Source organism: Pseudomonas spartinae (genome assembly GCF_965197125.1).
Taxonomy (GTDB): Bacteria; Pseudomonadota; Gammaproteobacteria; order Pseudomonadales; family Pseudomonadaceae; genus Aquipseudomonas; species Aquipseudomonas composti_A.
In genome coordinates, this window is record NZ_CBDAMB010000003.1 from 644,142 (window position 1) to 668,145 (window position 24,004).

A 24,004-nucleotide genomic window follows, 5' to 3' on the forward strand; every position below is an offset into this window, starting at 1 on the left:
AAGCGAAGCCCCGCACTAGGCGGGGCTTCTGACTTCCGTGTCCTGGGCATCCGTGCCCATCCGTTAAAACTATGCCTGTCCGATGTTGCGTCGGTACTTGGCCAATTGATCCTCGCCGCCCACGCGGAAGATATTGGCCAGGTAGTCCAGGAGCAGCACCTCCTCGCCGTTAAGCAACTGGCGCACGTAGATGGCCGAGAACGGTGTCTCGAACTTAGACGGGTCACGCGGCTTGAAACTGCCCAGGTTGTATTCCTTGGGCATGATGGTCATCAGGGTGACCAGTGGGATCTCGTCCACCAGGCCACCGTTGTTGAACACCTGGACGTTGCTGCGGCACTGCAGCTGTACAGTCTTGAAGGGGCTGGCCAGCTTGCTGCCGGCTTCCTTATACAGACTGTTCCAGACGATCTTGCCTTCCAACTTGTCGAGGCCGTCCGGCAGCTCGATCAGGCCGACCATACCCAGGCCCTGGAAGTCGGACATGACCGCCTTGACGCTGCCCAGCTCGATTTCCTCGGACTTGGCGAAGAAGTCTTGCCCGTCCAGGTACAGGTTGGCGTTGGTGATGCGATGCGCGTTTACGCCTGCCATTTATGCAGCCCCCTTCAGGTTGGCCAGGTATTCCCCGGTGATCTCGGTTTCGAAGGTGCCGCGCTCGAACGGCAGCGGCACCGTCAGTTTGTAGTTGAACAGCACATGCCCCAGCTCAAGCTCGGTCTGCGGGTTGCGCGCCGGGTCAAACCAGCACTCACCACCGAGCAACGCACCGTCACCGATCAGCTTGCGGAAGAACAGGTTGACGCTTTCCGTGACGCTATCGAGCAGCGACTGGGTGACCGGCATGTCAACGAACTGCAGCGAGCTGTAGCGGATCGACTCGTCGACGATATCCTTGGTGCGGCGCACGTTCTCGAAGTTGCGCATGTGGGTCACGGTCGGCCAGGCTGCCGTGCGGTTACCCCACAGCCGCAGGCCGGTACCGAAACTGTTGAACACCGTGGTGACGCCAGCCTCGTTGAGCAGGTTGACCTCGCTGTCCGGGTCATCAACCCGTGCAGTGAGCGGACGCTCCAGGCCGATCACGCCGACCAGCTCCTGGTTGGAGCTGCTCCACCAGTAGCCCTTGTCATAGTCCACCCTGGCCCGCAGGCCTGCAGCGCGGATCGACAGCGGCTCCAGGCGCTCGCCATCGGTGGCGGCGTCGTACACCTTGACGTGTGGGTAGCACAGACGCACCCGGTCGCTGCTGGTGTTGAAGTTGATGCTGCCGAGTGGTCCACGGCCAGCCAGTACCTGCTGCGGTGTAGTGCCGATAGGCGCGTCGATATAAGCCACGCCGCCCATCTGCTCAGCGGCTGCGATCAGCTCAACGCTTACCGCGTTGAGGGTCGAGAAGCCAGGCGCGATGAACAGCTTGGGGAAGAAGCCAAACAGGTTGTAGCTATCCGGGAAGGCCTTGAGGCCGGTGCGCAGGCCTGCGATGGTCACCGCGCCGATGATGTCGGCCGGAGTGACTTTGCTCGGGTCGGCGTAGGTGTAGTCGGCCTTGACCTGGGCATTCGCCGGGATGTTGCCCCCTGCCTTGCGCACCACCTCACCAGTGAGCATGTCACGGGTGTAGTCGGTGTTGAGCTGGTAGGTCGTGTTGCCGTCATTCGACTTGAGCGTCAGTACCTGCAGCGCACCATGGCCGAGCTTGAGGCGGTCGTTGTTGCCGAACTGGCGAGCCTCGGCCACAACGTCCGTGCGGTGGATCACCGGGTCGAGGACGTTGACCACGATGACGGTACCCGCACCGAAGTCGTAAATGCCGGCCAGTGCCTGCGGAATGCTGAAGCCAGACAGCTCGGGGCCGAACTGGGCACCATCGCGATCATTCAGCGACAGCGTCAGGGTGTTCACCGGCCCAACCGGCGCAGTACCGATCAGCGCGATCACCGCAGACTTGACCACGCGGATGGCACGCGGCCCGCGCTCGACTTCCAGGGTTTCAATGCCGTGTAGATAGTTGGCAGCCATTACGCTTTCTCTCCTTTCTTCTCGGCCGGAGCGGCGTCATCCGCCAACGGCTCCAGGTGGTTCAGGGCCAGCAGTACCTGGGTGTATTCATGCTCGGGTGGCAGATCAACGGGCTGGCCTGGCAGCAGCTGGACATCCAGCAGCTCGCCAGCCTTGCCCACGCGCAGAGATGCAGCGCTCTGCGGGCCGGAATAGCGGTAGCGCTTGAGTTTCATAGAGTTCCCTCAAAGGTGGGTGGCAGCAGCGGCGCGCCCGCCGGTGGTGCCATGGATTGCAATTGAGTTGCACGGGTTGCGATATCCAGGCCGTACTGCCAAACGCCCTGCAGGTGACCGATGAAGCGCTCGGAGACCGGACGACAGGCTTGGTCGCAATGCGGTGGCCACCATCCAGTCAGCGTGTCGCGGATGCGATCCAGATAGCTGACCGCACCGTCCTTGCCGTTGAGCTGGCGGAACACCAGGGTCAGGCTGATAACCAGGTTGCGCTCCTGGAACATCGCATCGGTGGCCTGGGAGCCGCCGAAGGTCGACTTGCCGAACGCCACCAGGACAGCGCCGCGTGGGTGGTTGAGGCGGTACTGCGCCGGGTTCTCCGGGAACAGTTCCACCATCAGATCGCGGCCCATTGCTGCCTTCAGGCGCTCGACAATCGCATCCAGGAGCTGCTCGGTCTGGCTCATCAGTAGCGCCCCAAAAAGTCATCGCCGAACTGCTGGCGACGAGCGCGGGCGCGGATCTTGCCCGGCTCCGGTGCGGCCTCGCCCGTGGGCATGCCCAGGGTGACCACGCCATCACGAATGCTCTCCAGCAGCTTGAGGGTGTCCTTGCGGCTGTCCTTCACCGCCTCGGGGAGCGCTCCCTCGGGGCGGCGTTGGTACAACCAGTGGCGGGCTAGGTACACCACGGCATCCCGCAGCACGCTCGGTACCGGATCGAGCGGCAGGTCGTAGCGGCCTCGCAGGTAGCCGTCCACCAGTTCTTCAGCCTGGCGGACGCCGTCCTCGATCACGCTCTCATTGGGCAGCTCGGCGGTGGGGTCATCGTTGGAGAGCTGAATCAGCGTCAGCTCCGGGATGGCCTTGCCGATATCGGCGCGGGTGCAGTAGTGCATGGCTGGCCTCAGAACGTGGTGGGCTGGGCGATGGCGCGGACTGCCGCCATAAAGCCCTGCTGCAGGTGACTGCGAGCGATACCAACCCAGCGCTGATCCAGGCCAGCCGAAGCCGAAAGCGAATCGAGTAGCGCTCCCACCTCAGCCGCCTTGGCCTTCACTGCGTTCATCTGATCGATCTCGGCCTGGCTCAGTTCGCGGTAGCCAGATATCTGGCGATGCTGGTTATCCATCGTCAGATACCTCGCACGATGCGGATCACATCGCCAGCCGCCGTGGCGGCGTCCCAGGCGATGCCGTTACTGACACCAGCAGCCTTGGTGATGGCCTTGCCGCTGGCATCGGACTGCACCTCGGCACCGGCCGAGATAGCAGCACCGGCTTCCACCAGGATCACGCCCAGGACGTTGGCCGGGGCGACGTTGCCTGCAGCGGTGTCGGCCTCGACCACAGCCAGCGCCTTGGCACCGTTGGCGCAGACGTTGCCGTCAAAGCCAACGAAACGACGGCGGGTCAGCTCGACTGCGGCCACCACCGAGGTGATCAGGATTACTTGTTGCGACTTCATGCTTTGGTCTCCTCAGCTTTGTCGTCGGCCTTCTTGTCGTCGCCTTCGTTGCCCTGGTTTTCACCAGTTGGCTGGGCGTCCTTGGCAGGCGTTTCGGGCTTGGCCGGATCGGCAGGCTTGTTGGGTTTGTTCGACTTGACTGGTTTGGCCTGTTCGACGGGCCCCAGCAGTTCCAGATAGCGGGCGAGCTTGGGTGATGGCTCAGCCACCAGTTCGATCTCGCTGCCTTCGGGGACGCGTTCGCCGTCGATGTCCAGGTCGATGCCTACAACGCGGTAAGCCTTGGCTTTATCACTCATGGCTCACCTCAGGCGACGATGTCGGAGATCAGGTAGCCGGCGTCAGCGCCAACCACCACGGGCTTGTACATGTCGGTGTGGCGCACATAGCGCACCTTGCCGCCGTTGGTGTCGTACTTGTCCGTTTCCGGCATGCCCTTCTTGCGCAGGGTGTAACCGAAGGACGGGGTCTCGTAGTCCGACTTCTCGCCCGCACCTTGCTGAGCCACATAGGCCAGCACCAGGTTGTCGCTCCAGATATCCGCCGTGGTGGTGTCGCCGGCCAGACCTTCGCCAACCACGATGTTCTGGATGCCGAACAGCGCGCGCAGGTGCTCCAGGGTGAGGAGCTTGGTTTCGTTGCTACCCAGTGCGGCCTGCAGCTTGGAGTGGAACTTCAAAGCCGCGTACACCGAGGCACCCATCAGGATGGTGTTCGGGCGCACACCAATGCGCGAGCGCACCACTTCCTTGCCGGTCTCGACCACCGCCACAGGATCGCCGCCATTGGCGCTCCACTGGCTGGCACCAGCCAGGGCAACCTTGCCGCCACTGAGGTAGGTGTTGACGTTCTGTGCCAGCGCGGCGCAGGACACTTCACGGCGCAGGTCGATGGCTTCCTTGACGCGCTTAGCCGCGCGGGCCTCGGCGTCGAACATCGACTCGGCCTGTTCGCGGTAATCCACCGGATAGGACAGGTCATGCTCGCGCAGCACCACGTCCAGGGTGTTGGTGTCGTCGGGGGTCATCACGTTGGACTGGGCACGAATAGCGCGCTCGGTGTCCCACAGGCGGAAGGCTTCCTTACCGAACAGCGGCACGATGCCCGCTTCCTTGTCCATATCGGCGAGCGGGAACAGTGCCTCGCCGACAAGTTGCGCATTGCGGTAGCCGCGCGCGATGTTGGTCAGTACCGGATCAACGATCCGTAGTTGCTTGAGACGGTCAGGCATGGCTGCTCAACTCCTTACTGGGTGATGAGTTGGCGCACGGCCGACTCGTAGGGGATGTTCTTGTCTGCAGCCAGCTGAGTGGCGCGTGCATGCAGGGCAAGGCGGTCGGGATCGGTGTTCTTTTCGGCGAACTCCAGGTCGGCGACCTGTGCGTCGCCAATGCGGCGGGCACCGCTGGCCTGCTCGGCGAAGTCGATCTGCTGCGGCAGGTCGCCGAAGATGGCCTTGAGGCCGGCAGACACTGGCTGACGGGCGTCGCCTTCGCCGAACTCCAGCGGGGTATCACCGTCCTCGGCGAAGTCCAGACAGGCGATCAGTGCAGCGGTGTGCTTAGGCAACAGCTTGCCAGCGGCCACCAGTTCCTCGGCGAACGCCACGTTGGTGGCATGAGTGGATTCCTTGCGGGATTGGAGCTGTTGATCCTGGTGCAACTGCACCTGGTTCTTCAGCCGCAGGTTTTCAGCCTGGATGGCGGCAATTTCTTCGGGCGTCACAGTGGATTCCTCAGTGGTTGCGGTTGGGGTTGGTTCGGAAAAGGACGGACGCGGCTCGTCTTCGCGGCGGGCGACTTCGTCCAGGGATTTGATTTGCCAGTCGGGGATGACCTGGTCGGCCACATCCAGACCTCGGTCGGAGATCAGCCAGTCGCGCAGGCGACGCCAAAGGCTGGCACCCACTTCGTGGCCGTAGTCGGAGAACTCGACGACACCTTCCTCGCCCTCGGCCAGCTCGATAGGACGCAGGCCTTTCACCGCTGGTGGCTGGGCACCGAGGAAGCCGACATGGCGCAAGTAGTACACGCCCGGCACCGGGTTGTTCGGCGCGTCGGGGTGATAGAAGGAGGCGGAGATCTTCTTGAAGCGGTTGCTGGCGATCTGCTCGGAGAACTCCGGGGCAACCTGGTGCGGCTCGGCGACCAAACCATCGGCGCTGCTGGCCAATGACTTGACCCAGCCACCGGCCGGTGCGTCGTGCTTGGGATGACCAAGCACCAGCGGTGCTTCGTGCAATGCCGGGTCATAGGCACGCACTGTTGCGGCCAGGTCGGACTCGCTGAAGTTGAGGCTCACACCGCTCATGGCGACGTGCTTACCGGGCTTGAAGATATGGATTGGCTTCATGGGCTGCGCGCTTGGGTGGTAGTACATGCGCACAGCCTGCCGCCCGAGCCGGCTGCAGACTTTTAATCGGGTTTAAAGAGTTTTCGGGGAGATTCGCACCCTGCTGCTGAATTCACGCCCGAGCTACAGGGTGGAAGCGGGGCAAAACAGCTTTATAAAGCCTTTACAGCGATTTTCTGAGGTGCGGGACGATGAACCGGAGCGCATGGCCCCGCAAAACGCAGCAGAGGGCCTTACAGGCGGGCGGCTCTTTTCAGGTGATCCATGGCCAGATCGAGGATGGCTTCCTCTGCCTCGGGCTGCAGCTGACCCTCGGCATCCATTGGCAGGTAGGCACGGCCGGGGATATCGCCCCACAGGTGGGGGAAGTCGGACTTGTCGCCGCCGAACTGCATCATGGCCGCATAGGGTTTATTGCTGCCGACCAGGGCGGAGCTGTCGTCCGACTGGCTGGAGATGGATGCAGCCAGCCCAGCGGCGCTCACCTGCAACATCTGCCCAGGCCAGGTGCCGGACTTCTTCCGCCGCTCGGTAGTGACATCCGACAGCGGCTGCCAGTCGGGCCGACCTTCCTCCTCGAAGTTCTCCTCGGTCTGACTGGCCAGCTCGGCAGCGATGCCGCGCATCAGTGGGGCCAGGTCACCCACGGCCCACTCGACAGTGCGCAGGGTCTCCTGCAGGCGTTGGTGCTCCAGCTGAACGGTGAACACCTCAAACCTCCTGCAGGCCGGCAGCGGCCTGTTTGCGCTTCAGCGTTTCAGCCAGGCCGGTACCCGGCGCATGGTTGAAGCCTGGGTCAGTGCGGAACATCACCGGCTTGCCTGCCGCGTCGGTGGTGCGCACGCCGGTCACCTGGGCCGTGCGGATCTCGCCTGTGCGCTTGTCCACGCCGATCTCCACTGTTTCGGTCTGCACGCGCCCGGCACTGCTCTCCACTTGGAGTCCCTTGCGCTTGATCGCCGCGCCGGACAATGCGGTTACCCGGCAGCGGCAGTTGAAGCCGTTGGGCGGGTAGATCGCCGACCACACCGGGTCATCATGGCGGTACACCTTGCCGCTCAGCGCGCGGTGACTGGGTCGGGTGCGGCCGTCGAGGATAGCCACGTAGCGCCAGTAGGGGTGAGTGTCGGCCGACTCCTCCATGCTGGCTTTGCGGCCGGCCATGTACGCACTCTGCAGGTTGGTCTGGTAGATGGTCTTCAGGCGACGCGGGCTACCCAGTTGCACCAGCTCGGCATTGCCCGCGCCATCGACGATCACCTGCTTTCCCCACCAACCTTGGGCTTCCAGTACAGGTTGCAGCTGCTCGATGAACTGCTGGAGGGTTTGCCCATCCTGCAAGGCGGTTTCCAGGGCGGCGCGGATATCCGAGAGCAGATCCAGGCGCATCGCCTTGGCCACGGTGAAGGCCTGGTCGTGCGCCTGATCGAGCATCTCCTGCCAGTTCCAGGTAATGGCATAGCCCTTGGCGGCGAGGTAGGCGATGGCCTTCTCGGGCTCCAGGCCGAAGATGGCCTGCAGGTCGGCTGGGGTGGGTGCCTTGGCCATCAGTCCTCCCGATCCGCGTTGGCCGTCAACTGGCCCCAGGTGCCGGCGATGAACAGCAGGCGGGTCAGGGTCTGCTGCAGGGCCTGGTCATCCATCAATGGATAGGCCTCGGCCAGCAGGCCCAGGGCCTCGGTCTCCGAGCGACCACGCAGCAGCGCCTCGATCACCGGAGCAATCGCCTGCTGAGCCTGCTCCTGGAGCAGCTCGGCCGGCAGGCTGTCGATCACCTGGTCGAGCGCGACCTGATCCAAGATCGGCCGCAGGGTCGGCTCGGCAAAGGCAGGGTCTGACTCGGAGGCAGGTGCCTCGACGATATCGCCGTCCTGCAGGTTGTACATGCGCTTCCAGTAGGCCGGGGTGAACTGCACGCCCGCGTCGGTAAGGTTCTTGTCACGCTCGGCCAGGGTCTTGTCGATCTCCTCCTGTTCCCACAACTCGTACAGCGGGGCGGCAACGTTCTCGCCGAAGTTGAGGTCGACCACAAGGCGGATGGCGGCATTGAGAGTGGCGGCGACGATCCCCTTGTCACCATCGCGGATGTCCTGGGTGACTTCCAGACCGGCTGTGGCGCTGGCGCGATTGCTATTGGCCTCGGTGGTCTGGTTCTGGCCGAGCAAGCCGACGTTGATCTCGCTGCGGCAGTAGACCAGCAGCTCGCGGTATACCTCGGCGCTGGCACCCTTGCCGGCCGCTTCGAGGATCTCGACGCTGGAGTCATCGGGAATGGCTGCCACGGCGTCTTGCACCATGGCCTCCAGGCTATCCAGGAGCAAGTCGGTCTCGCTGGTGGCCGCGCCGCGCGGGTGCTTGCCGATCACCCACGGCGAGCCGTACTTCTCGGTGAACTGTACCCAGAACTTGAGGCCACCCTTCATGAACACCACTGGCCAGAAGCACATGGACAGGTCGGCGAAGCCGTAGGGGTTGTTGTAGGTCGCGTCCTGGCGCGCCACCACAAAGCGCTGCGGGTCACACAGCTCGCCCTGCAGGCCGGCATCGCGGGCCCGGAAGCGCAGGCGGTTGTCCTGGTCGTAGAGGAACCATTCGGCCGGCTTGCCCAGCAGATCCTCGGGTACCAGGTGCAGGCCCAGCGGACGCCACATCAGCTCGACCGGCTGGAAGCCGAACAACGGCGCATCGAGCAGCTCGCGGATGATGCGGTCGAGATCGAGGTCGGCCAGCCAGTCGCGGATGAAACGCTCGACCCGCACCGGGGCATTGCCGCGCTTGAGGTCGCGCTCCAGGGCGAGCACCGCAGACTTGCGGCGACGGATGTTACCGCCCACTAGGGCCTGGCTGCGCAGATCGCGGTAGACGGTGATGTCCTTGCCCTGGGCCTTGAGGATCGGGTCGGGGTTGGGCAGGTACATGCCCAGGGCCTGGGAGTCGAAGCTGCGGCCCCGGCTGGCGATATGGTCGGTGAGGGCCTTGCCTGCGGCAGGCTCACTGAAGCGGACGAACTCGGTGGGGCTGACCCACAGACCTTTGCTGCTCATGCGTACCCCTGGGTAATGCGTGCGCCCTGACGTGGGCGACGGGATTTAACGATGACCGGGCCATTGGGGCCGTCGCTGGCGTTGAGGGCGAGGAAGCACGCCCAAGTGCGGTCGGCGTGGCCGGCCGAGTCGGATTCGGCGATAAAGCGCGGGGCCCCGGTCGGCCCGGCTACCTTCTGCAGTTTGTGCAGGTCGTTGCGCAGCTCGGTGTCGCCGAGGGGGATGCGGATCTGCATGTCCTGGAACACTTCCTTGCCGCGCGTGGCCATGGTCAGTTTGCTGGCGGTACCGAAGATCACACCCTCGACACGCATGGAGCCGTGGCGGCGCTTGGCATCCTCCACCGGCTTTTCGCCCATGCCGGTCTGATCCATGCAGCAGCGCAACACGCGGTAGCGGGTGAACACGTCATCCAGCAATGCGTCCTGCTCGTGAAAGGGGGCGCGCTTGCGGGTGATGATCTCCCGCGTCCAGTACACATCACCGACCTGTTCAAGCACCCAGATGACGAACAGGTCATTGCGTGCGCCGATGTCGACGCCGACGAAGCATGGCCCGCCGGTATACAGATCGGGGCGGCCGGCCTGGTCATGCTCAACATCGTTGATCAGCTCATAGCTCAGCCAGGAGCTGGCCTCGTCAAGCCACTTCAGCTCGAATTCCTGGGCCCAGGCGTCCTCGTCGTTGAGCGCCGCGCGCATCTCCTCGACGTTGCGAGGCAGGCCATCCGCTACTGCACGGTGGATGTCGACTACATGCCGCGACCAGACATCGGCGAGCTTCTTGTCGGTCATCAGCTCGTAGAACTTGTTGCCCTTGCCATTGGGTGTGCTGGTGATGCGCAGCTTCCAGCCGTTGGAGATGACCGGGAACAGCGCCGTCCAGATCTTGCGGCTGTCCTGGTGGAAGGCGAACTCGTCCAGGAACACGTTGGCACTGAAGCCACGAGCGGTGTCGGGATTGGCCGGCAGCGCGGTGATCCTGGAACCACCCGGCAGCACAACATCGAGCATGGTGAAACGCTCACCGTTGCTGCCCTTGAACTCGCCCTCGATCTCCTGCACCGCCATGTTGTAGGCGCGGCAGTGCTTCTTCACGCCTTCCTCCATGGCCTCCTTGGCTTGGCGTTCGCCTCGGGACAGGATCACCCAGCGAGTGCGGCCACCGCGCGACTCGACATCGAAGCAGTCATCGACGATCTCCAGGGTGCTGGTGAAAGTCTTGCCCGTCTGACGCGCAAACATGGCGATCTTGAAACGCTCGCGATCAAGCAGCCATTGCTTCTGGTAGTTGAACAGCTGGATAGCAGGCTGCTTATTGCTCATAGCCCGTAGACCTCCTGACGGATGCGCTGCAGGGTCTCGGCGCTGAGGGTGCCAGCTTTGCCCATCTCATCGAGCTTCACGGCCTGCTCCGCAAGCAGCGCCTTACGGGCTCGCTCCTCGGCTTCGTTCTGGTACTTCTTCAGGGTTACCGAGCTGCGCGTGAGGGTGGCGATGTTCTTGGCAGCGGTCGCCAGCAAACCTACCCGCTCGGCGGGGTCCATCTCATCGTCACCGGCTTCCTGCAGGGCCATGATCGACTCGAACAGCTCGGACTGGATCATCGCGGTCAGCGCCTCACTACGGGCGTCCTCCTTGTCGCCGGCCTGGGCGCGGATGATCTTTGCAGCCTCGGTACTGGCGCGGATCGCCGACAGCCGTCGCTCCAGCTTTTGGCCATAACGATGCACTGCCGCTCGGCTGGGCAGCTCGCCTTCCTCGGCTTGTTCCGGGAAACGGGCACGCAGGTCGCTGATCAGCTCATCCAAGGTCAACTGGCCCTCGGCCAGCTTGCCTTCGATATAGGACTTGATCGCTTCGGGTAGGCGGATGATTGAAGACTTGCGGCCCATGGCGATCACCAATACTTCTGCGGCCGGGCGATGCCGGGGGCGCAGTCGATGGTGTATTCGGCCATGTCGGTACCGTAGCGGGTCAGATCGGCGAACCACTTGCCACTGGGTTGCTTGTCCAGGCGCAACAGGCCCCGGTCAGCCAGGTAATCCAGCTCGCGGCGGATCTCCAACGGAGTGGCATCCGGGTATTCGCTCTGCGCCACGTATAGGATCGGCCCTTCGAAGGCACCAACCGGGCGGGCATTGTTCAGGGTCAGGATGATCAGCCAGCGCAGGCTTTCGCGCCGGGTTTTGGCCAGGTCAATTTGCATGGTTGCCTCCGTTTAACAGTACGCGCATTTGGGCGTTCTCAATTTTCATGGCCAGCCCGTCGAGCTTGGCTTCGATGATGCTTTGGCCTCGGATGTAATCCTCTCGGCGCAGGTAGCGCTCCGGCAGCTCGGCGCGCAATTCCATCAGGTCGCGTTCGAGCTGGCGCACAGCATCGGCGTCTTCCTTGGACTGATTCAGCAAGGCAGAGAAGCGCGAGTCCCAGTGCAGCGTGCTGAGCTTGCGGGCCTCTTCCATGGAAGCGAAGCGGGTCTCCAGACGCTGATCAATCTGTCCCAGGAGCATCTTTCCGGCGGCCCCAAGAAAGGCGAAGAAGCCCAGTAGCAAGCTGACGAGTTGCCAGAACTCAATGGAGATATTCATCGCAGGCCTCGCTTGCTCAGCTGTTCCAGGGTGGTTTTGCACTCGGTGCAGTGTTCGGTACCAGGCTCGGCCTGGCGGCGGCGCTCGTCGATGGCATCGCCGCACTCCTCGCAGCGGAAAGCCGAGGGGCCGGAGCGGCGTTGCAGCCCGGATTCGTGGGCACGCAGGGCGGCTTCGGTGAAGTCGTTTTCGAGAGCCAGGTCAGCTACATCCATGTGGTGTCAGTCCTTTTGCAGATCGAGCAAGGCGTTGAGTTGGGAGAGGTTGTTGCGGGCCCAGCGGCCGTAGTCCTGGGCGTGGGCCAGGATGTCTGCTGGAGTGACACCGCTTTCCAGTAGTTCGGCGTCAGCACCGGGGGTGGGCCAGGCCGCTTGAGCAGTACCGGAGGCAGCGGTGCTGATTTCTGCGGCGGGCAAACCGGCACCGAGGGCGAGGTTGAAGTCGCGCACCCAGCCAGCAGTGAACACGCAGCGAGGGATAACAACAGGCGCAGCAGCTGGTGCCGGCCGATAGACAGTCGTGACATGGGTGATGCGCTCCTTGAGCTGTTGGTGTTCCTGGTTGTGCCCGGACTGCTGGCCGAGCAGCTTCTCTTCGGCCTGGTTGGCGCGCTCGACTTGCTGCAAAAGCTGCACGCGGCTGTCGATGGCCACCAGTCGTGCCTGCTCAGCGTGCTCGGCCTTGAGGCGATCCAGGCGGGCATTGCCCAGGGCCTCGGCATGACGGGCACCGAAGCCGTAGCCGATGGAACCGGCTACGCAGGCACAGAGCAGGCAGGCCAGCAGGCTGAGCAACACCTGTTGTGGCAGACTTCTAAGCCCGACCATGGCGCTGCCTCCGGCGATTGCGTGCCTTGCGGGCGGCGCGGCGAGCAGCTGCCACACCCGACTTGCCGGGGCGCACCTGGGGCCACTCCTGCAGATAACGGACACTGGACATCCAGGGCCTTGGCAGCAGATCGGCGATGGCCACCAGGAGGCGGCCGAACAGGCAACGCATCATTGTGGCGGCTCCTGTTCCGGCCCCTGCTTGACCAGGCGGGCGATAAACAGCAAGCCGGCCAGCACGCTGTTGAGGGTGGCGTAGGCAGTCGGGGACAGTTGCGCCTGCCAGATCGGCAGCAGCGTGACCTGCAGGAAGCCAAACAGGGCGATCAGCGCCGCCAGTTGCACGCTGTAGAAGGTGTGGCAACGACGCCACTCGGCGATCAGCTTCATGCCTCCACCGCCTTGCCGTGCTGTACACCGGGCACGATGCCAGCCAAGGCCAGGCCATCAACGATGATTGGCTCGCCATACCAAGCACCGCCCGGCAGTGGGCCTGGGCCGTTCTCATGACGGATGATGGCCAGCACCAGGGTGCGCATCGTTTCGTAGCGGTAGACGTCGACGGTCTCGTCGTCGGGGCCTACGCCCAGTGCGCTTGCTACAGCGCTGACATAAGCGCTGGTGTCGTTTTCAACAGCCGGGGCCCAGCGCTCGATGAACTCGCGCACTGAGTCAATGCGGCTGCCGTCTTTGGCGCGGCGCTTATCTTGGTAAGTGATCAAAACCCGAGCGATGGCACGGACACCCCAGCGAGGGCCGTTGAATACGACAAAGCGAGGATCGCCACTCTGGTCAGTGGCCTGTCCCTGCCAACGCACACCGGCCACGCGGTCGATGTTGCCAGGGTTGAAGTTGCGGATACCGCGAGGGGTTTCAGGTCGCATAGCGCCTCCTGCTGCTGGGCGCTCAGGAAGACCGAGCGCCAGAAACGAACACGCCGCCATAATCGGCGGCGTGCTGCAGGAGGGCTTTTAATCCGGTTTAAAGAGTCCCGGCCGACCTAGTCAGATGAAGCGACGGCAAAAGGCTGCTGCATATTCAGCGTTGTTCTCACCTGCGCAGTAGTCGCGCACGATGCTTGCGCCTGCGGGGTGTAGGAACTCGATGTTACTCAACCCAAGTAGATCCCAGCTAGTGAACTGCCCCTTCTCGTAGTTGATCTTTTGGATGTCCGCCATGTTGAAGGCGAGCTGAATGACGGGAGCCTTACTTTCGTTGCCGTACTTATCAACCAGTGCTGAGTTGAGGGTAAACACCACCTGGTCAGGCTTCTGATCGGGGAAGTACTTCACCAGCTTTGGCAGGATGCGGTTTGCCTCTTCAGTGGCCATGAAGAAGTAGGTTGAATTGTCGTAACCAAAGTCAGGCTTCAGCCCGAAAACAAGGGCCTCAGCTCCCTCTAACTTGAGAGTCGACACGTCCACAACGCTTTTGCTGATCTCATTGAGCGTTTTAGGTGGTTCCTCGCCACAGCCCGTCAGAGCAATGGCAGCAAAAGCAATGATCCATTTTTTCATACTGATACTCCTTTGATTCAGAACCAGAAGCCGCCGACCAGCAGCCCAAATACAAATAGTCCCGCTGCGTTCCAGTGGTAGGTGAGCAGGAAGCCGCGCAGGTCAAGTTTCGCTGGGGTCTCAACCTTAGCTTGCTCGCTCGAAGGCTTGGCCTCGAACTGCAAAATGAACTCCAACACTTTCTGCAACTCGGAACGTTTCAGTTGGGCTAGTTGAGTCCTGCCAAAGGTTAGCTCGCAGAAGTTGTTGACCTCCTGGCTCGCATCCTTTTCGGCCATCGCCCGCTGTACCTTGCCCTCCAAGCGGCGCTTGTCAGCTTCTTCCTGCAACTGCTCAACCCTAGCGCGCAGAACATCACGCGCCTCGGGGAATTGATCCGCATTGATCTCGCTGATTGACTTCACACCAAGCTGCGCATGGACGCGCCGCCAAACGTCGCGCGGGTCATCCCCCAGCTCCTCGCATTTCGCCCGAAGGCCATGCAACTCTTTGCGCTGGGCAGGCACCAGACCACGCTCCTCTACCTTATCGGCCAGGTTGATCTGGATACCGTAGTTATGGATGTCTCCCGATGTTGCTTGACCGACACTGCCGTGGATTTCCTGGCTCACGACTACTTCCTCTTCTTACTTCCGCCACCACCCACCTGGATAGTGATCCCTGTCTGATCGACCGGGCCCTCAACGTACTGGCCCACATCGCCATGAATGATCTGTTTGCGATGAGCTGCAGGTGCTGCGGTACCGGCAGCCAACCCAGCAAGAGCGGCAGCCCTGACTGCAAACGGGGCTCCCCTAAATCGGCTCAATAACTCGTTCTCGTCAACTGATAACGAGCCAAGGCATCGCTCTCCAGTCACGACGTACTGAGCGTCAAAACCGAGCCGAGCAAGCAATCCGAGCTTGTCACTTGGAATCGGGATTTCACGCTCCCAGCGACCGACCGTTTTAACCGTCACCTCTGCGACCCCAGCCACGGCCGCCTGGCCGAACTGCAGGCGCTCTCTCTCAAGCTTTAGGCGCTCGCAGACCAGCGGTGCTGATGGGACTTGACCATCAGACACATATGTCCCATTATCACCACTCATAGACATTTATGTCCTATGTAATCCACGAATTACCACGGAAGCGAACGCAATGAACAATCCTCCGTATCCCTCAACGCCCGAAAAGGCTCACGCCTGGTTCGTTACACACGGCATCTGCATTGCCGACTGGTGCAAAGAACAAGGTTTTAGCCGCTTCACTGTCTTCGACCTGCTGCGTGGTAAGCGCAAAGGTGTACGCGGCGAGGCACACAAAGCCGCTGTAGCACTTGGACTCAAGGCCGACCCGAAGAAAGCCCCCCAGTCAGCAGCTGCCTGAGACCGATCATGAATATCAGCCTCAGCACAGCGCACCTGCAGACACTCAAGCAGTTCCAAGACGAAGCGGTGCGCACCAACAAGGGTCTGCCTACAGAGCCCGCAACACACGCAGCAACCGCTGCTCAGTCAGATGCACATCTGCGTCTTTCTCAGGCTGGTCAGCCAATTGTTGGAGGTCAGCAATGAACGCATGCCGACTCAAACCCTCACGCAACTCCAAGTGCTTAACCAGCAGCGCGAAGGCTGTCTCCAGCGCCGCCAAGTTGCCGGTGTGTCTATCTAGCCGCTCTTGCGTATCCATCGAAGCTTTTCCTCTGGTGCGGAATGTACCTGATTTCATTGTGCATGCGGCAACCCGCTTGCCAATGCGCAAAGCCAGCCTTTGTTTGGAAGGCGTCCCAGCACATCAGCGGAGGGCCTTCCAATGACCCCAGCACAATGGAAGCGCGCCCAGCCGATCTCACTGCGCGACGCCCTAAAACTGTGCCAGCAGCACGCCAAGGAACGCTTCAACTTCGGCATCGAGCGCATCGCTGCGCTGATGGGCCTGGACGACCACTGGACGCTCTACAAGTGGATCGCCAATGGTCGCATGCCGGCTGTGCTGATTCCGGCCTATGAGCAAGCCTGCGGCATCAACCTGGTCACCCGTTGGCTGGCCGGCAGCGGCGGCAAGCTGCTGATCGACGTGCCCACCGGGCGTACCACTAGCGCCCACGACATCCAGACCTTGCAGGCCACCCTCCATGAGGCCACCGGCCAGCTGATGGGCTTCTACTCGGACAACGCCGAAGCCAGCGCCACCCTGGCTGCCATCCAGGCCGGCCTTGAAGAGCTGGCTTGGCATCGGGGCAACGTGCAACAGCACGCCCAGCCGCAACTTGAACTTGGAGAGAAGTCATGAGCAGTGAAGACAAATACACCTCGGACCAGGTGCAGCGCGTGATGCGCGTGCTGCTGGCCCTGGCCGGCAATGAGTTCCGCGGAATGCTGCTGAAGGAGGTGGCCACCGCCGCCGACTGCACCGAAAGCAACGCCCTGCGCGCCCTAGAAAACCTGCGCACGGCCGGTCTAGCCGAGCGCAACACGCATGACGACAAACGCTGGCAACTCGGCCCGCGCCTGGTGCAGGTGGCCTTCGCCTTTGATAGCGCCCTGCAGAAAGCCCAGCGCGACCTGGACGAGCGCCGCCAGCGCTTCACTCGTAACCCCAACTAAGAGAGACCAAACATGGCCCGCAAAGCGACCACCACGGAGATTCAACCCATGCCCGAGATCAACCAGGAGGCCTTCCAGGAGGAGTCCAGCGCCCTGGGCATGCTCGGCACGATTGCCCAGGGGTTTGGTGAAGAGCGTGACCTGATCAATCAGCTACTTGGACAGGCACAGATGGCAGGTGCCTTCGAGGATTTTTCCCGCACGGTGCGGACTTCCAAACTGGCTTTCGTCAAGGAAAACAAGCTGTACCGGGCTCTTGCCGGACGTAAGAGTCCGCACGGTGCGGAAAACCTGAGCGGTACATGGGAAGAGTTCTGCAACTTGCTCGGCCGCTCAGTCGATCAGGTAGACCGGGATATCAGCAACCTACGGGCCTTTGGCGAAGAGGCTCTTGAGTCCATGTCCCGCATGGGCATCGGCTACCGCGAACTACGCCAGTACCGTCGCCTGCCGGAGGATCAGCAGGCCGCACTTATCGAGGTCGCCAAGACCGGTGACAAGGACGCCTTCGTCGAGCTGGCCGAGGAGATCATCACCAAGCATGCCGCCGAGAAAGCTGAGCTGAGCAAGAAGCTCGAAGACAGCCAAGCCGACTACGACGCCTTGTCGAAAATGGAAGCCGACACCAGCAAGAAGCTGCGTGACACCAAGCTGGAGCTGGAGCGCAACCTGCTGCGCACGCTGCCCTGGGATGAACGCATCGCACCGCTGAAGGAGGAGATCACCGCTCGCCAGTGCCTGATCGACGAATCCCTCGCGCGCCACCTGCAGGCCGTCGACGCCCTGGATGCCTGGCTGACCAATGAGCTGACCTCGCGCCCGGACTACGACCCTGAGTCCCCGGTCGATCTGCCGCCTGAAGCACTGACCGTCCTGGTGCATCTGGAGGATGCCATCCAGCGCACTGCGCACCTGGTGGCGGGTGCCATGAATGACCTGCAGAACCGCTTCGGTGCCGATCTGGCCCAGGCACGGCAGCACCTGCTGCAAGTAGGCGAGTGATGAGCGGAGCGGCAGACATGGCATTGACGCCTGATATTCGGGATTACCTGTGCGAGCTGGCGCGCAAGCTGGATGCCTCCGGGCATGGCGAGCGCGGGCCGCTGATGGCTGCCGCCCAGGAGTTCCTCGACTGGTCGAGTGCGACCATTTACCGCCAACTGAAACTGGCTTGCGGCTGGGATGCCGGGCGCAAGACCCGCGCTGACAAAGGCAAGACCAGCGTGGCGGGCGACGCCCTGCAGATGCTGGGCGCTGCGCAGCGTGAGGGTGTGCGGGAGAACGGCAAGCAAACGCTGTTCACCCCGGCCGCACGCAGCATCCTGGAGCAGAACGGCATCCAGTTGGGTGTGAGCAACGGCCACCTGAACCGATTGATTCGGGCGCGCAGCCTGGACGTTACCTCGCAGCGCAATGCCAGCCCGGTGCAGGCCCTGCGTGCGCCGCACCCGAACTACCTGCACGAGGTCGACCCTTCGCTGTGCCTGGTGTACTACCTCAAGGGTCGCCAGCACATCATGCGCGACAGTGAGTTCTACAAGAACAAGTTGGAAAACTTCGCCAAGGTGAAGCTGAAGGTCTGGCGCTACGTCATGTACGACCGCGCCAGCGGTGCACTGAAGGTGTGGTACTGCGAAGCCGCAGGCGAGAACCAGCACAGCCTGTTCGACTTCCTGATGTTTGCCTGGAGCAAGGACGCCGGTTCGCTGCTCCATGGCGTGCCGCTGTTCCTGCTCTGGGACAAGGGCTCGGCCAACACCAGCAGCGCAATCAAGAATCTGCTCAAACACCTGGAAGTGACCCCGCTGGAGCACGAGGCCGGCAACGCTCGGGCCAAGGGTGGCGTCGAGGGTGGCAACAACATCGTCGAGACCCAGTTCGAGAGCCGCCTGCGCTTCCAGCCGGTCAACGATATCGCCGAGCTGAACGCTGCAGCACTGGCCTGGGCCGAGGCCTACAACGCCAACCTGATCCCCGGCCAGGACACCCGCCTGCGTCGTGCCGGGCTGGTGGAGCCGGTAGCGCGTTATGACCTCTGGCAGCTGATCCGCGCCGAGCAACTGCGCCTGCTGCCGGATGTGGCGGTGTGCCGCGCGCTGATGACCAGCCGCGAGGAGGAGCGCACGGTGCGCTCGGACATGACCATCAGCTTCAAGCACCAGAACGCCGAAACCCGGATGTTCTACGACCTGCGCGGCCTGGACGGCATCGTCGTCGGGGCCAAGGTGAGCGTGCGCGGCCTGGCCTACGGCGACTGCGCCATCCAGATCGAGGCACCACGTTATGACGGCGAGATGCTGACTTACCGCGTCGAGCCGATCCGTGGCTATGACGTGTTCGGTCAGCGCCTGGACGCGGCTATCCCCGGCCAGGAATACAAGTCTCAGCCGGAAACAGCTATCGAGAAGGCAGCCAAGGTCATGGACGAGCTGGCCTACCCGGCGCAGGACGCCAAGCAGGCCCGCAGCAAGCAGGTCACCCCCTTCGGCGGCAAGCTCGACTCGCACGAGCACCTCAAGGACATCGAGCTGCCGACCTACCTGCCGCGTCAGGGCAGCACCATCGAAACCCCGGAGCACCTGCGTAACGACATGCCAAAGCTATCGGCCCTGCAGGCTATGCAGCGCATCGTCACGGCCATCGGTCGCAGCCTCACCCAGGCCGAGAACACCTGGCTACGCAGCACCTTCAAGGAGGGCGTACCGGAAGACCAGGTCAACGCCTTGATCGAACAGTTCACCCGGCCGGCAGCCGTTGCCTCGGCCTCCAATGTCACGGGCCTGCGGGCCGTTTAAGGAGCACGTCATGCAGCAGCAGATGATGAAGTTGAAGCGTGTCATGTGGCAGCTCGACATCTCCCAGCGGGAGATGGCCGACGCCATCGTGAAACCGGATGGCGAGTCCATCAGCCAATCCACCATGGCCCAGTTGGTCAACCACGGCATGTGGCCCAAAACCCTGGAACGCCTGAATTTGGAGCGTCAGATCACGACGCTTCTGTTCGCCCGAGGGGCGAACGATGACCACATTCGCGACTTGTTCGTGATGGAAGAAGCCGATGCAGCGCAAGTCTTGGTCGGCCGCGCTGCATCGGTGCCCCGCAATGCCAACAGCAAAGAGAGCGACTACATGCTACTACGAAAAAACACTCTGACCCGCCAGGCCAAGGAACACTTCCGTCTGCCCCGCGACCCGTTCACGGACGAGATGCAGGAAGAGGAAGACGTGTTCTTGTCCGATGACATCCGCTATGTGCGCCAGGCTATTCGTCAGACGGCCAAGCACGGCGGCATGTTGGCGGTGGTAGGTGAGTCCGGCGCGGGTAAATCGACTCTGCGCCAGGATCTGCTGGAGTGGATTCACGTCAACCGTGAGCCCATCACGGTTATTCCGCCCTACGTTCTCGGCGTAGAAGAAGACAACGTCAAGGGTAAAACGCTCAAGGCACTCGATATCACTGCTGCGATCATCCGCAACATTGACCCGAGCATTAAGCCACGCCGTAGCCAGGAAGATCGCTCTCGGCAGATGCACGAGTTGCTGATGTCCAGCGCCCAGGCCGGCCGTCGACATGTGGTGATCATCGAGGAGGCACACAGCCTGCCCATCACCACCCTCAAGCACATCAAGCGCTTCTACGAGCTGGAGATGGGCTTCAAGAAGCTGCTGGCCTTCATTCTGATCGGCCAGACCGAGCTGGGCGACAAGCTCAGCGAATATAACCCAGCGGTGCGCGAGGTGGTTCAGCGCTGCGAGTTGGTTCGCCTCAAGCCCCTGGACAACCACGTCGAGGCTTACCTCAAGCACAAGTTCGCCCGGATCGAGGTGGACTACCAGGACATCTTCGAGCCCTGCGCCTTCGAGGAGATCCGCAACCGCCTGCGCATGTCCATGACCGGTGGGCGCGGCGCAGCGCGCGAGGTGAAGACAATCTCCCTGTGTTACCCGCTGGCGGTGAACAACCTGGTCTCCGGCGCGATGAACCTGGCGGTCAAGCTGCACGAGAACAAGGTAACCGGCGAGCTGGTCATCGCCTCCCTGCGCGATGGGGAGGTGTGACATGGCCAGCCTTCAGCTTGTAGCACCACCGGTTCAGCGGCCCATGAGCATCACCGCACCTGAGTTCCTGCCGAAATTGACGGAATTCAATGACCTGACTCGCGCGGTGCGTGATGCCGGCCTGCAGATCACGGCGATGTCCTTCCTGGACAACACCATCACCATCTCGCTCGACAGTGTTGAGCAGCTGGTGCGCCGCTTCGCCCACGAAGTGCGCGGCCAACGGCACCGCACCCGAGGCCGTTTCACCCGTAACGCAGTGACCATCCGTGGCATCGACGTTGTGTGGTTCTCCCTGGTGAAGGAGCAGGACGCATGAACGTGCTCTGCATCAGCCTCTGCAACCCCGAGCAGATCACCGACCCACAGAAGCTGCGCGAAGCCCTGGAGCGGGCCAATCAGCAAATCATCCAGCTGGGCAACCAGTTGGATTGCCTCACTCGCGGAACTCACGGACTGACCACCGAGCTGGCAGTGATGTGCGAGGCGCACCTCGCAGGTGATGCCGGGCTTGTCGCTCAGAAGGTCTCCGAGTTCGCCAACCACTACCGGCAGCACTGCCAACCAGGAGTGAAACACTGATGAATACCAATCAAACACCGGTACCTGCCGGCTATGTGCGCAATGGCGCAGGCCACCTGGTGCCTGAACACCAGGTGCGTGAGCACGACAAACTGCGCGATGGGGTGGCAAGTGATCTGGCCCGCATGGCGCTGGATATCAACAAGGCCCTGGTCGGTTTCAAGACCAAAGCCCTGGCCGATATCGACGACCTGATCGCCATCTCGAATGAGAAGTACGGGGTAACCATCGGCGGCAAGAAGGGCAATGCCTCGATCACCACCTATGACGGCCGGTTCAAAGTCGAACGCCAGATGGCCGAGCGCCTGAGCTTCACCGAGGAGATCCTCGCGGCCAAGGAACTGATCGACCGCTGCATCCGCAAATGGAGCGAGGGAGCCAACAACCACTTGCGCGTACTGGTTGACCGCGCATTCCGCGCTAACAAACAGGGCCAGATCAAAACCGGCGACGTCCTCAGCCTGCTGCGCATCGAGATCGACGATCCCGACTGGAAGCTCGCCATGGAAGCGTTGAAGGACTCCATCCAAGTCAACGGCACCGCCGTCTACATCCGCGTCTATCAGCGTGTCGGTGAGACCGACCGCTACGACCCTATCAACCTCAATATCGCGGCGGTGTGAGATGGATCAGGAACGCATCCTCGAAAAGATCAAGAAGTGCATGGAGATGGCGAAGTCAAAGACCGCCAACCCCAACGAAGCGGAGATCGCCCTGCGCCAGGCACACAAGCTAATGGAGGCCTACAACCTGGAGCTGGGTGATGTGCTTGCGAGTATGGCGGGCGAGGTGAAGGTGCTTGCAGGCTCCGAGGGCGAGCCGCCTGCCTGGCGGGTTCGATTGGCCCAGGTTTGCGGTCACGCATTCGGTACCCACCTGATCATCCGCAGCGGCTGGATTGAGGCAGCGTCCTTTATCTTCGTCGGCTGCGCAGCAGCCCCTGAGCTGGCCGGCTACGCCTACCAGGTGCTGGAGCGCCAGCTGCAGAAAGCTCGGCGCGACTACCTGGCTACGCAGAAGCGTTGCAAGCGTTCGACCAAAGTCGCCCGTGGTGATGCTTTCGCGCATGCCTGGATCGATGCGGTGTACTCCAAGATCGAAGCCTTCGCAGGTGTGGAGGACAACATCGCCGAAGCGATCCAGGCATATATGGCCAAGAAATACCCGAACCTCGGCCAGGCCAAGCTGAAGCGTCGCAAGCTCAAAGCACGTGACGAGGTGGCCACCGAGGCCGGCTATCGCGCTGGCAAGTCGGCACAGCTACACCAAGCCGTGAACCACCAGCCACGTGCGCTACTGACAGCGGGGGCCTGATCCGATGCGCATCCAGTGCCCATGCTGCGGTGAGCAGTTCCCGTTCGAGGCCGGCTTCGCCGATGCCGAAGGCAAGCAGTTGGCGGCTCTGTTCGCCGACCTGGAGCCACGGCTCGGACGCGCAGTGCTGGCCTACTTGCGGTTGTTCAGCCCGGCCAAGCGCGGCCTGCGCACCACCAAGGCGATCAAACTGGTCGAGGAACTGATGCTGCTGGTCAATGCCAGCAGCGTCACCCGCGACGCCCGCACCACTGAATCCAAACCAGCCAGCCCGGCTCTGTGGGCTGCTGGCATCGAGCAGATGCTCACCCAGCGCGAACGTCTATCCCTGCCGTTGGACAACCATCACTACCTGCGCGCTGTGGTGTTTGGCATTGCCAGTGATCCTCAGCAGGTCAAACAGGCGGCACCCGCCAAGCCACGCCAGGTTGTCTCAGTCCGTAGTCAACGCCAAGACCAGATCGGCCGCATCAACAGCGACGTGATGCTTGGCCTCCTTACTAAAGAAGAAGGCGAGCGTCGTGTCGCTGAACTGATGGGAGAAACATCGTGAAAGCCGATAACCGTCTGCGCCTGATCAAGCTGATCCACGTCGCCCGCCGCGAGCTGTGCATGGATGACGACACCTACCGTCTGCTGCTCAGCGGCATGAAGGGTTTGGGTGGTGCAACTTCGACGGCCGACCTCAGCGTTCCAAACCTGTACCGGGTTTTGGAACAGCTCAAGCAGCGCGGCTTCAAGGTACGTCCAAGCAAGAAGCAGCGCCCCCTGGCAGCGGACGATCAGTCGAAGAAGATCCGCGCGCTCTGGCTGACGCTGCACGGCATGGGCGAGGTGCGCGATCCGTCCGAGGAAGCCCTGGCCAAGTTCGTCCTGAAGATGACGGGCGTACAGGCCCTGCAGTGGCTCAGCAGCGATCAGGCCAGCCAAGTGATCGAGAATTTAAAGAAGTGGCAACTGCGCGTCACTCGCGCAGCTATTAAGGAGGGGAATGTATGAGCGACTTCCGCAGCAAGGGCCCCGAGCTTCTGCTCGACCTGACCCAGCACATCGCCCATGCCTTGGGCGAGCTGATCGCCCTGGACAACGACAAGGCTGAGCATGTCGCCAAAGAGGTCGCGGATCGTATGGCTGCCCACTGGGGTGGCCAGAACATCTACTTCCCGATGGGGCTGTCGATCAAGCTGAGCCGGCGTGATCGACTGATCTACGACAAATTCAACGGCCATAACCAGAGCGACCTGGCCCGCGAGTTCGGCGTTTCGCTACAGTGGGTCTACAAGATCATCAAGGCGGTGCGGAAGGAGGAGATCGCGCGTCGTCAGGTAGATATGTTCAGCCCGGCCAGCGACGCCTGACCGAGCGTTTTCTCCATTGCATTATCTGCAACTCTTTTTCAAACTCCATTCCGTTTTGTTTCGTTCCGTCTCGC

39 protein-coding genes are annotated in these 24,004 nt (G+C 62.2%); 13 read left to right on the top strand and 26 right to left on the bottom strand.

Features of this window, described 5'->3' with window-relative positions:
- Positions 1 to 69: 69 nt before the first annotated feature.
- The 25 genes from ACN8M7_RS10475 to ACN8M7_RS10595 form a co-directional block, all read right to left on the bottom strand.
- Positions 70 to 594: a phage major tail tube protein gene (locus tag ACN8M7_RS10475; RefSeq protein ID WP_490260705.1), complete on the bottom strand. Its 525-nt coding sequence runs from the start codon at positions 592 to 594 to the stop codon at positions 70 to 72.
- Positions 595 to 2,022, bottom strand: coding sequence for a phage tail sheath subtilisin-like domain-containing protein (locus ACN8M7_RS10480; RefSeq protein WP_490260706.1), 1,428 nt, complete (start codon positions 2,020 to 2,022; stop codon positions 595 to 597). It lies immediately after the preceding gene.
- A complete protein-coding gene (locus ACN8M7_RS10485; RefSeq protein ID WP_090382162.1) occupies positions 2,022 to 2,237 on the bottom strand; it encodes a hypothetical protein in 216 nt (71 codons plus the stop codon). Before ACN8M7_RS10485 ends, ACN8M7_RS10480 begins: the two co-directional genes overlap by 1 nt.
- Complete coding sequence (locus ACN8M7_RS10490; protein ID WP_490260707.1) at positions 2,234 to 2,704, bottom strand: Gp37 family protein; 471 nt, start codon at positions 2,702 to 2,704, stop codon at positions 2,234 to 2,236. Before ACN8M7_RS10490 ends, ACN8M7_RS10485 begins: the two co-directional genes overlap by 4 nt.
- Positions 2,704 to 3,135 carry a gp436 family protein gene (locus ACN8M7_RS10495; RefSeq protein ID WP_090382156.1) on the bottom strand — a complete coding sequence of 144 codons (432 nt, stop codon included), beginning with the start codon at positions 3,133 to 3,135 and terminating at the stop codon, positions 2,704 to 2,706. The genes ACN8M7_RS10490 and ACN8M7_RS10495 overlap by 1 nt, the downstream gene beginning before the upstream one ends.
- Before the next feature lie 8 nt (positions 3,136 to 3,143).
- Positions 3,144 to 3,368, bottom strand: a complete 225-nt coding sequence (locus tag ACN8M7_RS10500) for an Acb2/Tad1 domain-containing protein (protein ID WP_090384293.1) — start codon at positions 3,366 to 3,368, stop codon at positions 3,144 to 3,146.
- 2 nt (positions 3,369 to 3,370) lie between these two features.
- Positions 3,371 to 3,703, bottom strand: a complete 333-nt coding sequence (locus ACN8M7_RS10505; RefSeq protein ID WP_490260708.1) for a DUF2190 family protein — start codon at positions 3,701 to 3,703, stop codon at positions 3,371 to 3,373.
- Entirely contained in the window at positions 3,700 to 4,002 is a 303-nt protein-coding gene (locus ACN8M7_RS10510) for a hypothetical protein (protein ID WP_490260709.1), read from the bottom strand. Before ACN8M7_RS10510 ends, ACN8M7_RS10505 begins: the two co-directional genes overlap by 4 nt.
- An 8-nt stretch (positions 4,003 to 4,010) precedes the next feature.
- A complete protein-coding gene (locus tag ACN8M7_RS10515) occupies positions 4,011 to 4,934 on the bottom strand; it encodes a major capsid protein (RefSeq protein WP_490260710.1) in 924 nt (307 codons plus the stop codon).
- Positions 4,935 to 4,948: 14 nt separating this feature from the next.
- Complete coding sequence (locus tag ACN8M7_RS10520) at positions 4,949 to 6,055, bottom strand: peptidase (RefSeq protein ID WP_490260711.1); 1,107 nt, start codon at positions 6,053 to 6,055, stop codon at positions 4,949 to 4,951.
- A gap of 233 nt (positions 6,056 to 6,288) precedes the next feature.
- On the bottom strand, positions 6,289 to 6,765 hold the full coding sequence (locus tag ACN8M7_RS10525; RefSeq protein ID WP_490260712.1) for a phage virion morphogenesis protein: 477 nt from the start codon (positions 6,763 to 6,765) through the stop codon (positions 6,289 to 6,291).
- 1 nt (position 6,766) lies between these two features.
- Positions 6,767 to 7,603: a phage head morphogenesis protein gene (locus ACN8M7_RS10530; RefSeq protein ID WP_490260713.1), complete on the bottom strand. Its 837-nt coding sequence runs from the start codon at positions 7,601 to 7,603 to the stop codon at positions 6,767 to 6,769.
- Positions 7,603 to 9,099 (bottom strand): phage portal protein family protein, encoded by a 1,497-nt coding sequence (locus ACN8M7_RS10535; RefSeq protein WP_490260714.1) that lies wholly within the window; start codon positions 9,097 to 9,099, stop codon positions 7,603 to 7,605. The genes ACN8M7_RS10530 and ACN8M7_RS10535 overlap by 1 nt, the downstream gene beginning before the upstream one ends.
- Positions 9,096 to 10,424, bottom strand: coding sequence for a terminase large subunit domain-containing protein (locus tag ACN8M7_RS10540; RefSeq protein WP_347505797.1), 1,329 nt, complete (start codon positions 10,422 to 10,424; stop codon positions 9,096 to 9,098). Before ACN8M7_RS10540 ends, ACN8M7_RS10535 begins: the two co-directional genes overlap by 4 nt.
- Positions 10,421 to 10,993, bottom strand: a complete 573-nt coding sequence (locus ACN8M7_RS10545) for a phage protein Gp27 family protein (protein ID WP_347505798.1) — start codon at positions 10,991 to 10,993, stop codon at positions 10,421 to 10,423. Before ACN8M7_RS10545 ends, ACN8M7_RS10540 begins: the two co-directional genes overlap by 4 nt.
- Before the next feature lie 5 nt (positions 10,994 to 10,998).
- Positions 10,999 to 11,307 carry a hypothetical protein gene (locus ACN8M7_RS10550; RefSeq protein WP_347505799.1) on the bottom strand — a complete coding sequence of 103 codons (309 nt, stop codon included), beginning with the start codon at positions 11,305 to 11,307 and terminating at the stop codon, positions 10,999 to 11,001.
- Entirely contained in the window at positions 11,297 to 11,689 is a 393-nt protein-coding gene (locus ACN8M7_RS10555) for a hypothetical protein (protein WP_347506157.1), read from the bottom strand. The genes ACN8M7_RS10550 and ACN8M7_RS10555 overlap by 11 nt, the downstream gene beginning before the upstream one ends.
- Complete coding sequence (locus tag ACN8M7_RS10560; protein WP_490260715.1) at positions 11,686 to 11,904, bottom strand: TraR/DksA C4-type zinc finger protein; 219 nt, start codon at positions 11,902 to 11,904, stop codon at positions 11,686 to 11,688. The genes ACN8M7_RS10555 and ACN8M7_RS10560 overlap by 4 nt, the downstream gene beginning before the upstream one ends.
- A gap of 6 nt (positions 11,905 to 11,910) precedes the next feature.
- Positions 11,911 to 12,516 (bottom strand): lysis protein, encoded by a 606-nt coding sequence (locus ACN8M7_RS10565; RefSeq protein ID WP_490260716.1) that lies wholly within the window; start codon positions 12,514 to 12,516, stop codon positions 11,911 to 11,913.
- A complete protein-coding gene (locus ACN8M7_RS10570; protein WP_090384324.1) occupies positions 12,503 to 12,691 on the bottom strand; it encodes a hypothetical protein in 189 nt (62 codons plus the stop codon). Before ACN8M7_RS10570 ends, ACN8M7_RS10565 begins: the two co-directional genes overlap by 14 nt.
- Positions 12,688 to 12,906, bottom strand: a complete 219-nt coding sequence (locus tag ACN8M7_RS10575; protein WP_463210299.1) for a DUF7940 domain-containing protein — start codon at positions 12,904 to 12,906, stop codon at positions 12,688 to 12,690. The genes ACN8M7_RS10570 and ACN8M7_RS10575 overlap by 4 nt, the downstream gene beginning before the upstream one ends.
- Entirely contained in the window at positions 12,903 to 13,400 is a 498-nt protein-coding gene (locus ACN8M7_RS10580) for a structural protein (RefSeq protein ID WP_490260717.1), read from the bottom strand. The genes ACN8M7_RS10575 and ACN8M7_RS10580 overlap by 4 nt, the downstream gene beginning before the upstream one ends.
- A 120-nt stretch (positions 13,401 to 13,520) precedes the next feature.
- Positions 13,521 to 14,033: a hypothetical protein gene (locus tag ACN8M7_RS10585; protein WP_490260718.1), complete on the bottom strand. Its 513-nt coding sequence runs from the start codon at positions 14,031 to 14,033 to the stop codon at positions 13,521 to 13,523.
- A gap of 17 nt (positions 14,034 to 14,050) precedes the next feature.
- Positions 14,051 to 14,644, bottom strand: a complete 594-nt coding sequence (locus tag ACN8M7_RS10590; protein WP_490260719.1) for a hypothetical protein — start codon at positions 14,642 to 14,644, stop codon at positions 14,051 to 14,053.
- 2 nt (positions 14,645 to 14,646) lie between these two features.
- Entirely contained in the window at positions 14,647 to 15,126 is a 480-nt protein-coding gene (locus ACN8M7_RS10595) for an XRE family transcriptional regulator (RefSeq protein ID WP_490260720.1), read from the bottom strand.
- Between the two features lie 43 nt (positions 15,127 to 15,169).
- On the opposite strand from ACN8M7_RS10595, the gene ACN8M7_RS10600 reads away from it, so the two are divergent.
- Positions 15,170 to 15,397, top strand: coding sequence for a DNA-binding protein (locus ACN8M7_RS10600; protein ID WP_490260721.1), 228 nt, complete (start codon positions 15,170 to 15,172; stop codon positions 15,395 to 15,397).
- Positions 15,398 to 15,487: 90 nt separating this feature from the next.
- On the opposite strand, the gene ACN8M7_RS10605 is transcribed toward ACN8M7_RS10600, so the two are convergent.
- The gene (locus ACN8M7_RS10605) at positions 15,488 to 15,700 is read right to left on the bottom strand and encodes a hypothetical protein (RefSeq protein ID WP_490260722.1); all 213 of its coding nucleotides are present in this window, start codon (positions 15,698 to 15,700) and stop codon (positions 15,488 to 15,490) included.
- A 123-nt stretch (positions 15,701 to 15,823) separates the two neighbouring features.
- Between ACN8M7_RS10605 and ACN8M7_RS10610 the strand changes: the two genes are divergently transcribed.
- Genes ACN8M7_RS10610 through ACN8M7_RS10665 form a run of 12 tightly spaced genes read left to right on the top strand, consistent with a single transcriptional unit; the run spans position 15,824 to position 23,930 of the window.
- Positions 15,824 to 16,303 (top strand): hypothetical protein, encoded by a 480-nt coding sequence (locus tag ACN8M7_RS10610; RefSeq protein ID WP_490260723.1) that lies wholly within the window; start codon positions 15,824 to 15,826, stop codon positions 16,301 to 16,303.
- A complete protein-coding gene (locus ACN8M7_RS10615; RefSeq protein WP_490260724.1) occupies positions 16,300 to 16,617 on the top strand; it encodes a hypothetical protein in 318 nt (105 codons plus the stop codon). Before ACN8M7_RS10610 ends, ACN8M7_RS10615 begins: the two co-directional genes overlap by 4 nt.
- Positions 16,618 to 16,665: 48 nt before the next feature.
- The gene (locus ACN8M7_RS10620; protein WP_490260725.1) at positions 16,666 to 17,619 is read left to right on the top strand and encodes a hypothetical protein; all 954 of its coding nucleotides are present in this window, start codon (positions 16,666 to 16,668) and stop codon (positions 17,617 to 17,619) included.
- Between the two features lie 17 nt (positions 17,620 to 17,636).
- Positions 17,637 to 19,412 carry an integrase gene (locus ACN8M7_RS10625; protein WP_490260726.1) on the top strand — a complete coding sequence of 592 codons (1,776 nt, stop codon included), beginning with the start codon at positions 17,637 to 17,639 and terminating at the stop codon, positions 19,410 to 19,412.
- Between the two features lie 10 nt (positions 19,413 to 19,422).
- Positions 19,423 to 20,676, top strand: coding sequence for an ExeA family protein (locus ACN8M7_RS10630; protein ID WP_490260727.1), 1,254 nt, complete (start codon positions 19,423 to 19,425; stop codon positions 20,674 to 20,676).
- A gap of 43 nt (positions 20,677 to 20,719) precedes the next feature.
- Positions 20,720 to 20,995, top strand: coding sequence for a hypothetical protein (locus ACN8M7_RS10635; RefSeq protein ID WP_490260728.1), 276 nt, complete (start codon positions 20,720 to 20,722; stop codon positions 20,993 to 20,995).
- Positions 20,992 to 21,258: a hypothetical protein gene (locus ACN8M7_RS10640; RefSeq protein ID WP_490260729.1), complete on the top strand. Its 267-nt coding sequence runs from the start codon at positions 20,992 to 20,994 to the stop codon at positions 21,256 to 21,258. The genes ACN8M7_RS10635 and ACN8M7_RS10640 overlap by 4 nt, the downstream gene beginning before the upstream one ends.
- On the top strand, positions 21,258 to 21,881 hold the full coding sequence (locus tag ACN8M7_RS10645; protein WP_347505807.1) for a DUF3164 family protein: 624 nt from the start codon (positions 21,258 to 21,260) through the stop codon (positions 21,879 to 21,881). The genes ACN8M7_RS10640 and ACN8M7_RS10645 overlap by 1 nt, the downstream gene beginning before the upstream one ends.
- A gap of 1 nt (position 21,882) precedes the next feature.
- Positions 21,883 to 22,572, top strand: coding sequence for a DUF2786 domain-containing protein (locus tag ACN8M7_RS10650; protein ID WP_490260730.1), 690 nt, complete (start codon positions 21,883 to 21,885; stop codon positions 22,570 to 22,572).
- Positions 22,573 to 22,576: 4 nt separating this feature from the next.
- Positions 22,577 to 23,125, top strand: coding sequence for a hypothetical protein (locus tag ACN8M7_RS10655; protein WP_090384373.1), 549 nt, complete (start codon positions 22,577 to 22,579; stop codon positions 23,123 to 23,125).
- Positions 23,122 to 23,571 carry a gp16 family protein gene (locus tag ACN8M7_RS10660; RefSeq protein ID WP_490260731.1) on the top strand — a complete coding sequence of 150 codons (450 nt, stop codon included), beginning with the start codon at positions 23,122 to 23,124 and terminating at the stop codon, positions 23,569 to 23,571. The genes ACN8M7_RS10655 and ACN8M7_RS10660 overlap by 4 nt, the downstream gene beginning before the upstream one ends.
- A complete protein-coding gene (locus ACN8M7_RS10665; RefSeq protein ID WP_090384379.1) occupies positions 23,568 to 23,930 on the top strand; it encodes a Mor transcription activator family protein in 363 nt (120 codons plus the stop codon). Before ACN8M7_RS10660 ends, ACN8M7_RS10665 begins: the two co-directional genes overlap by 4 nt.
- Positions 23,931 to 24,004 lie beyond the last annotated feature (74 nt).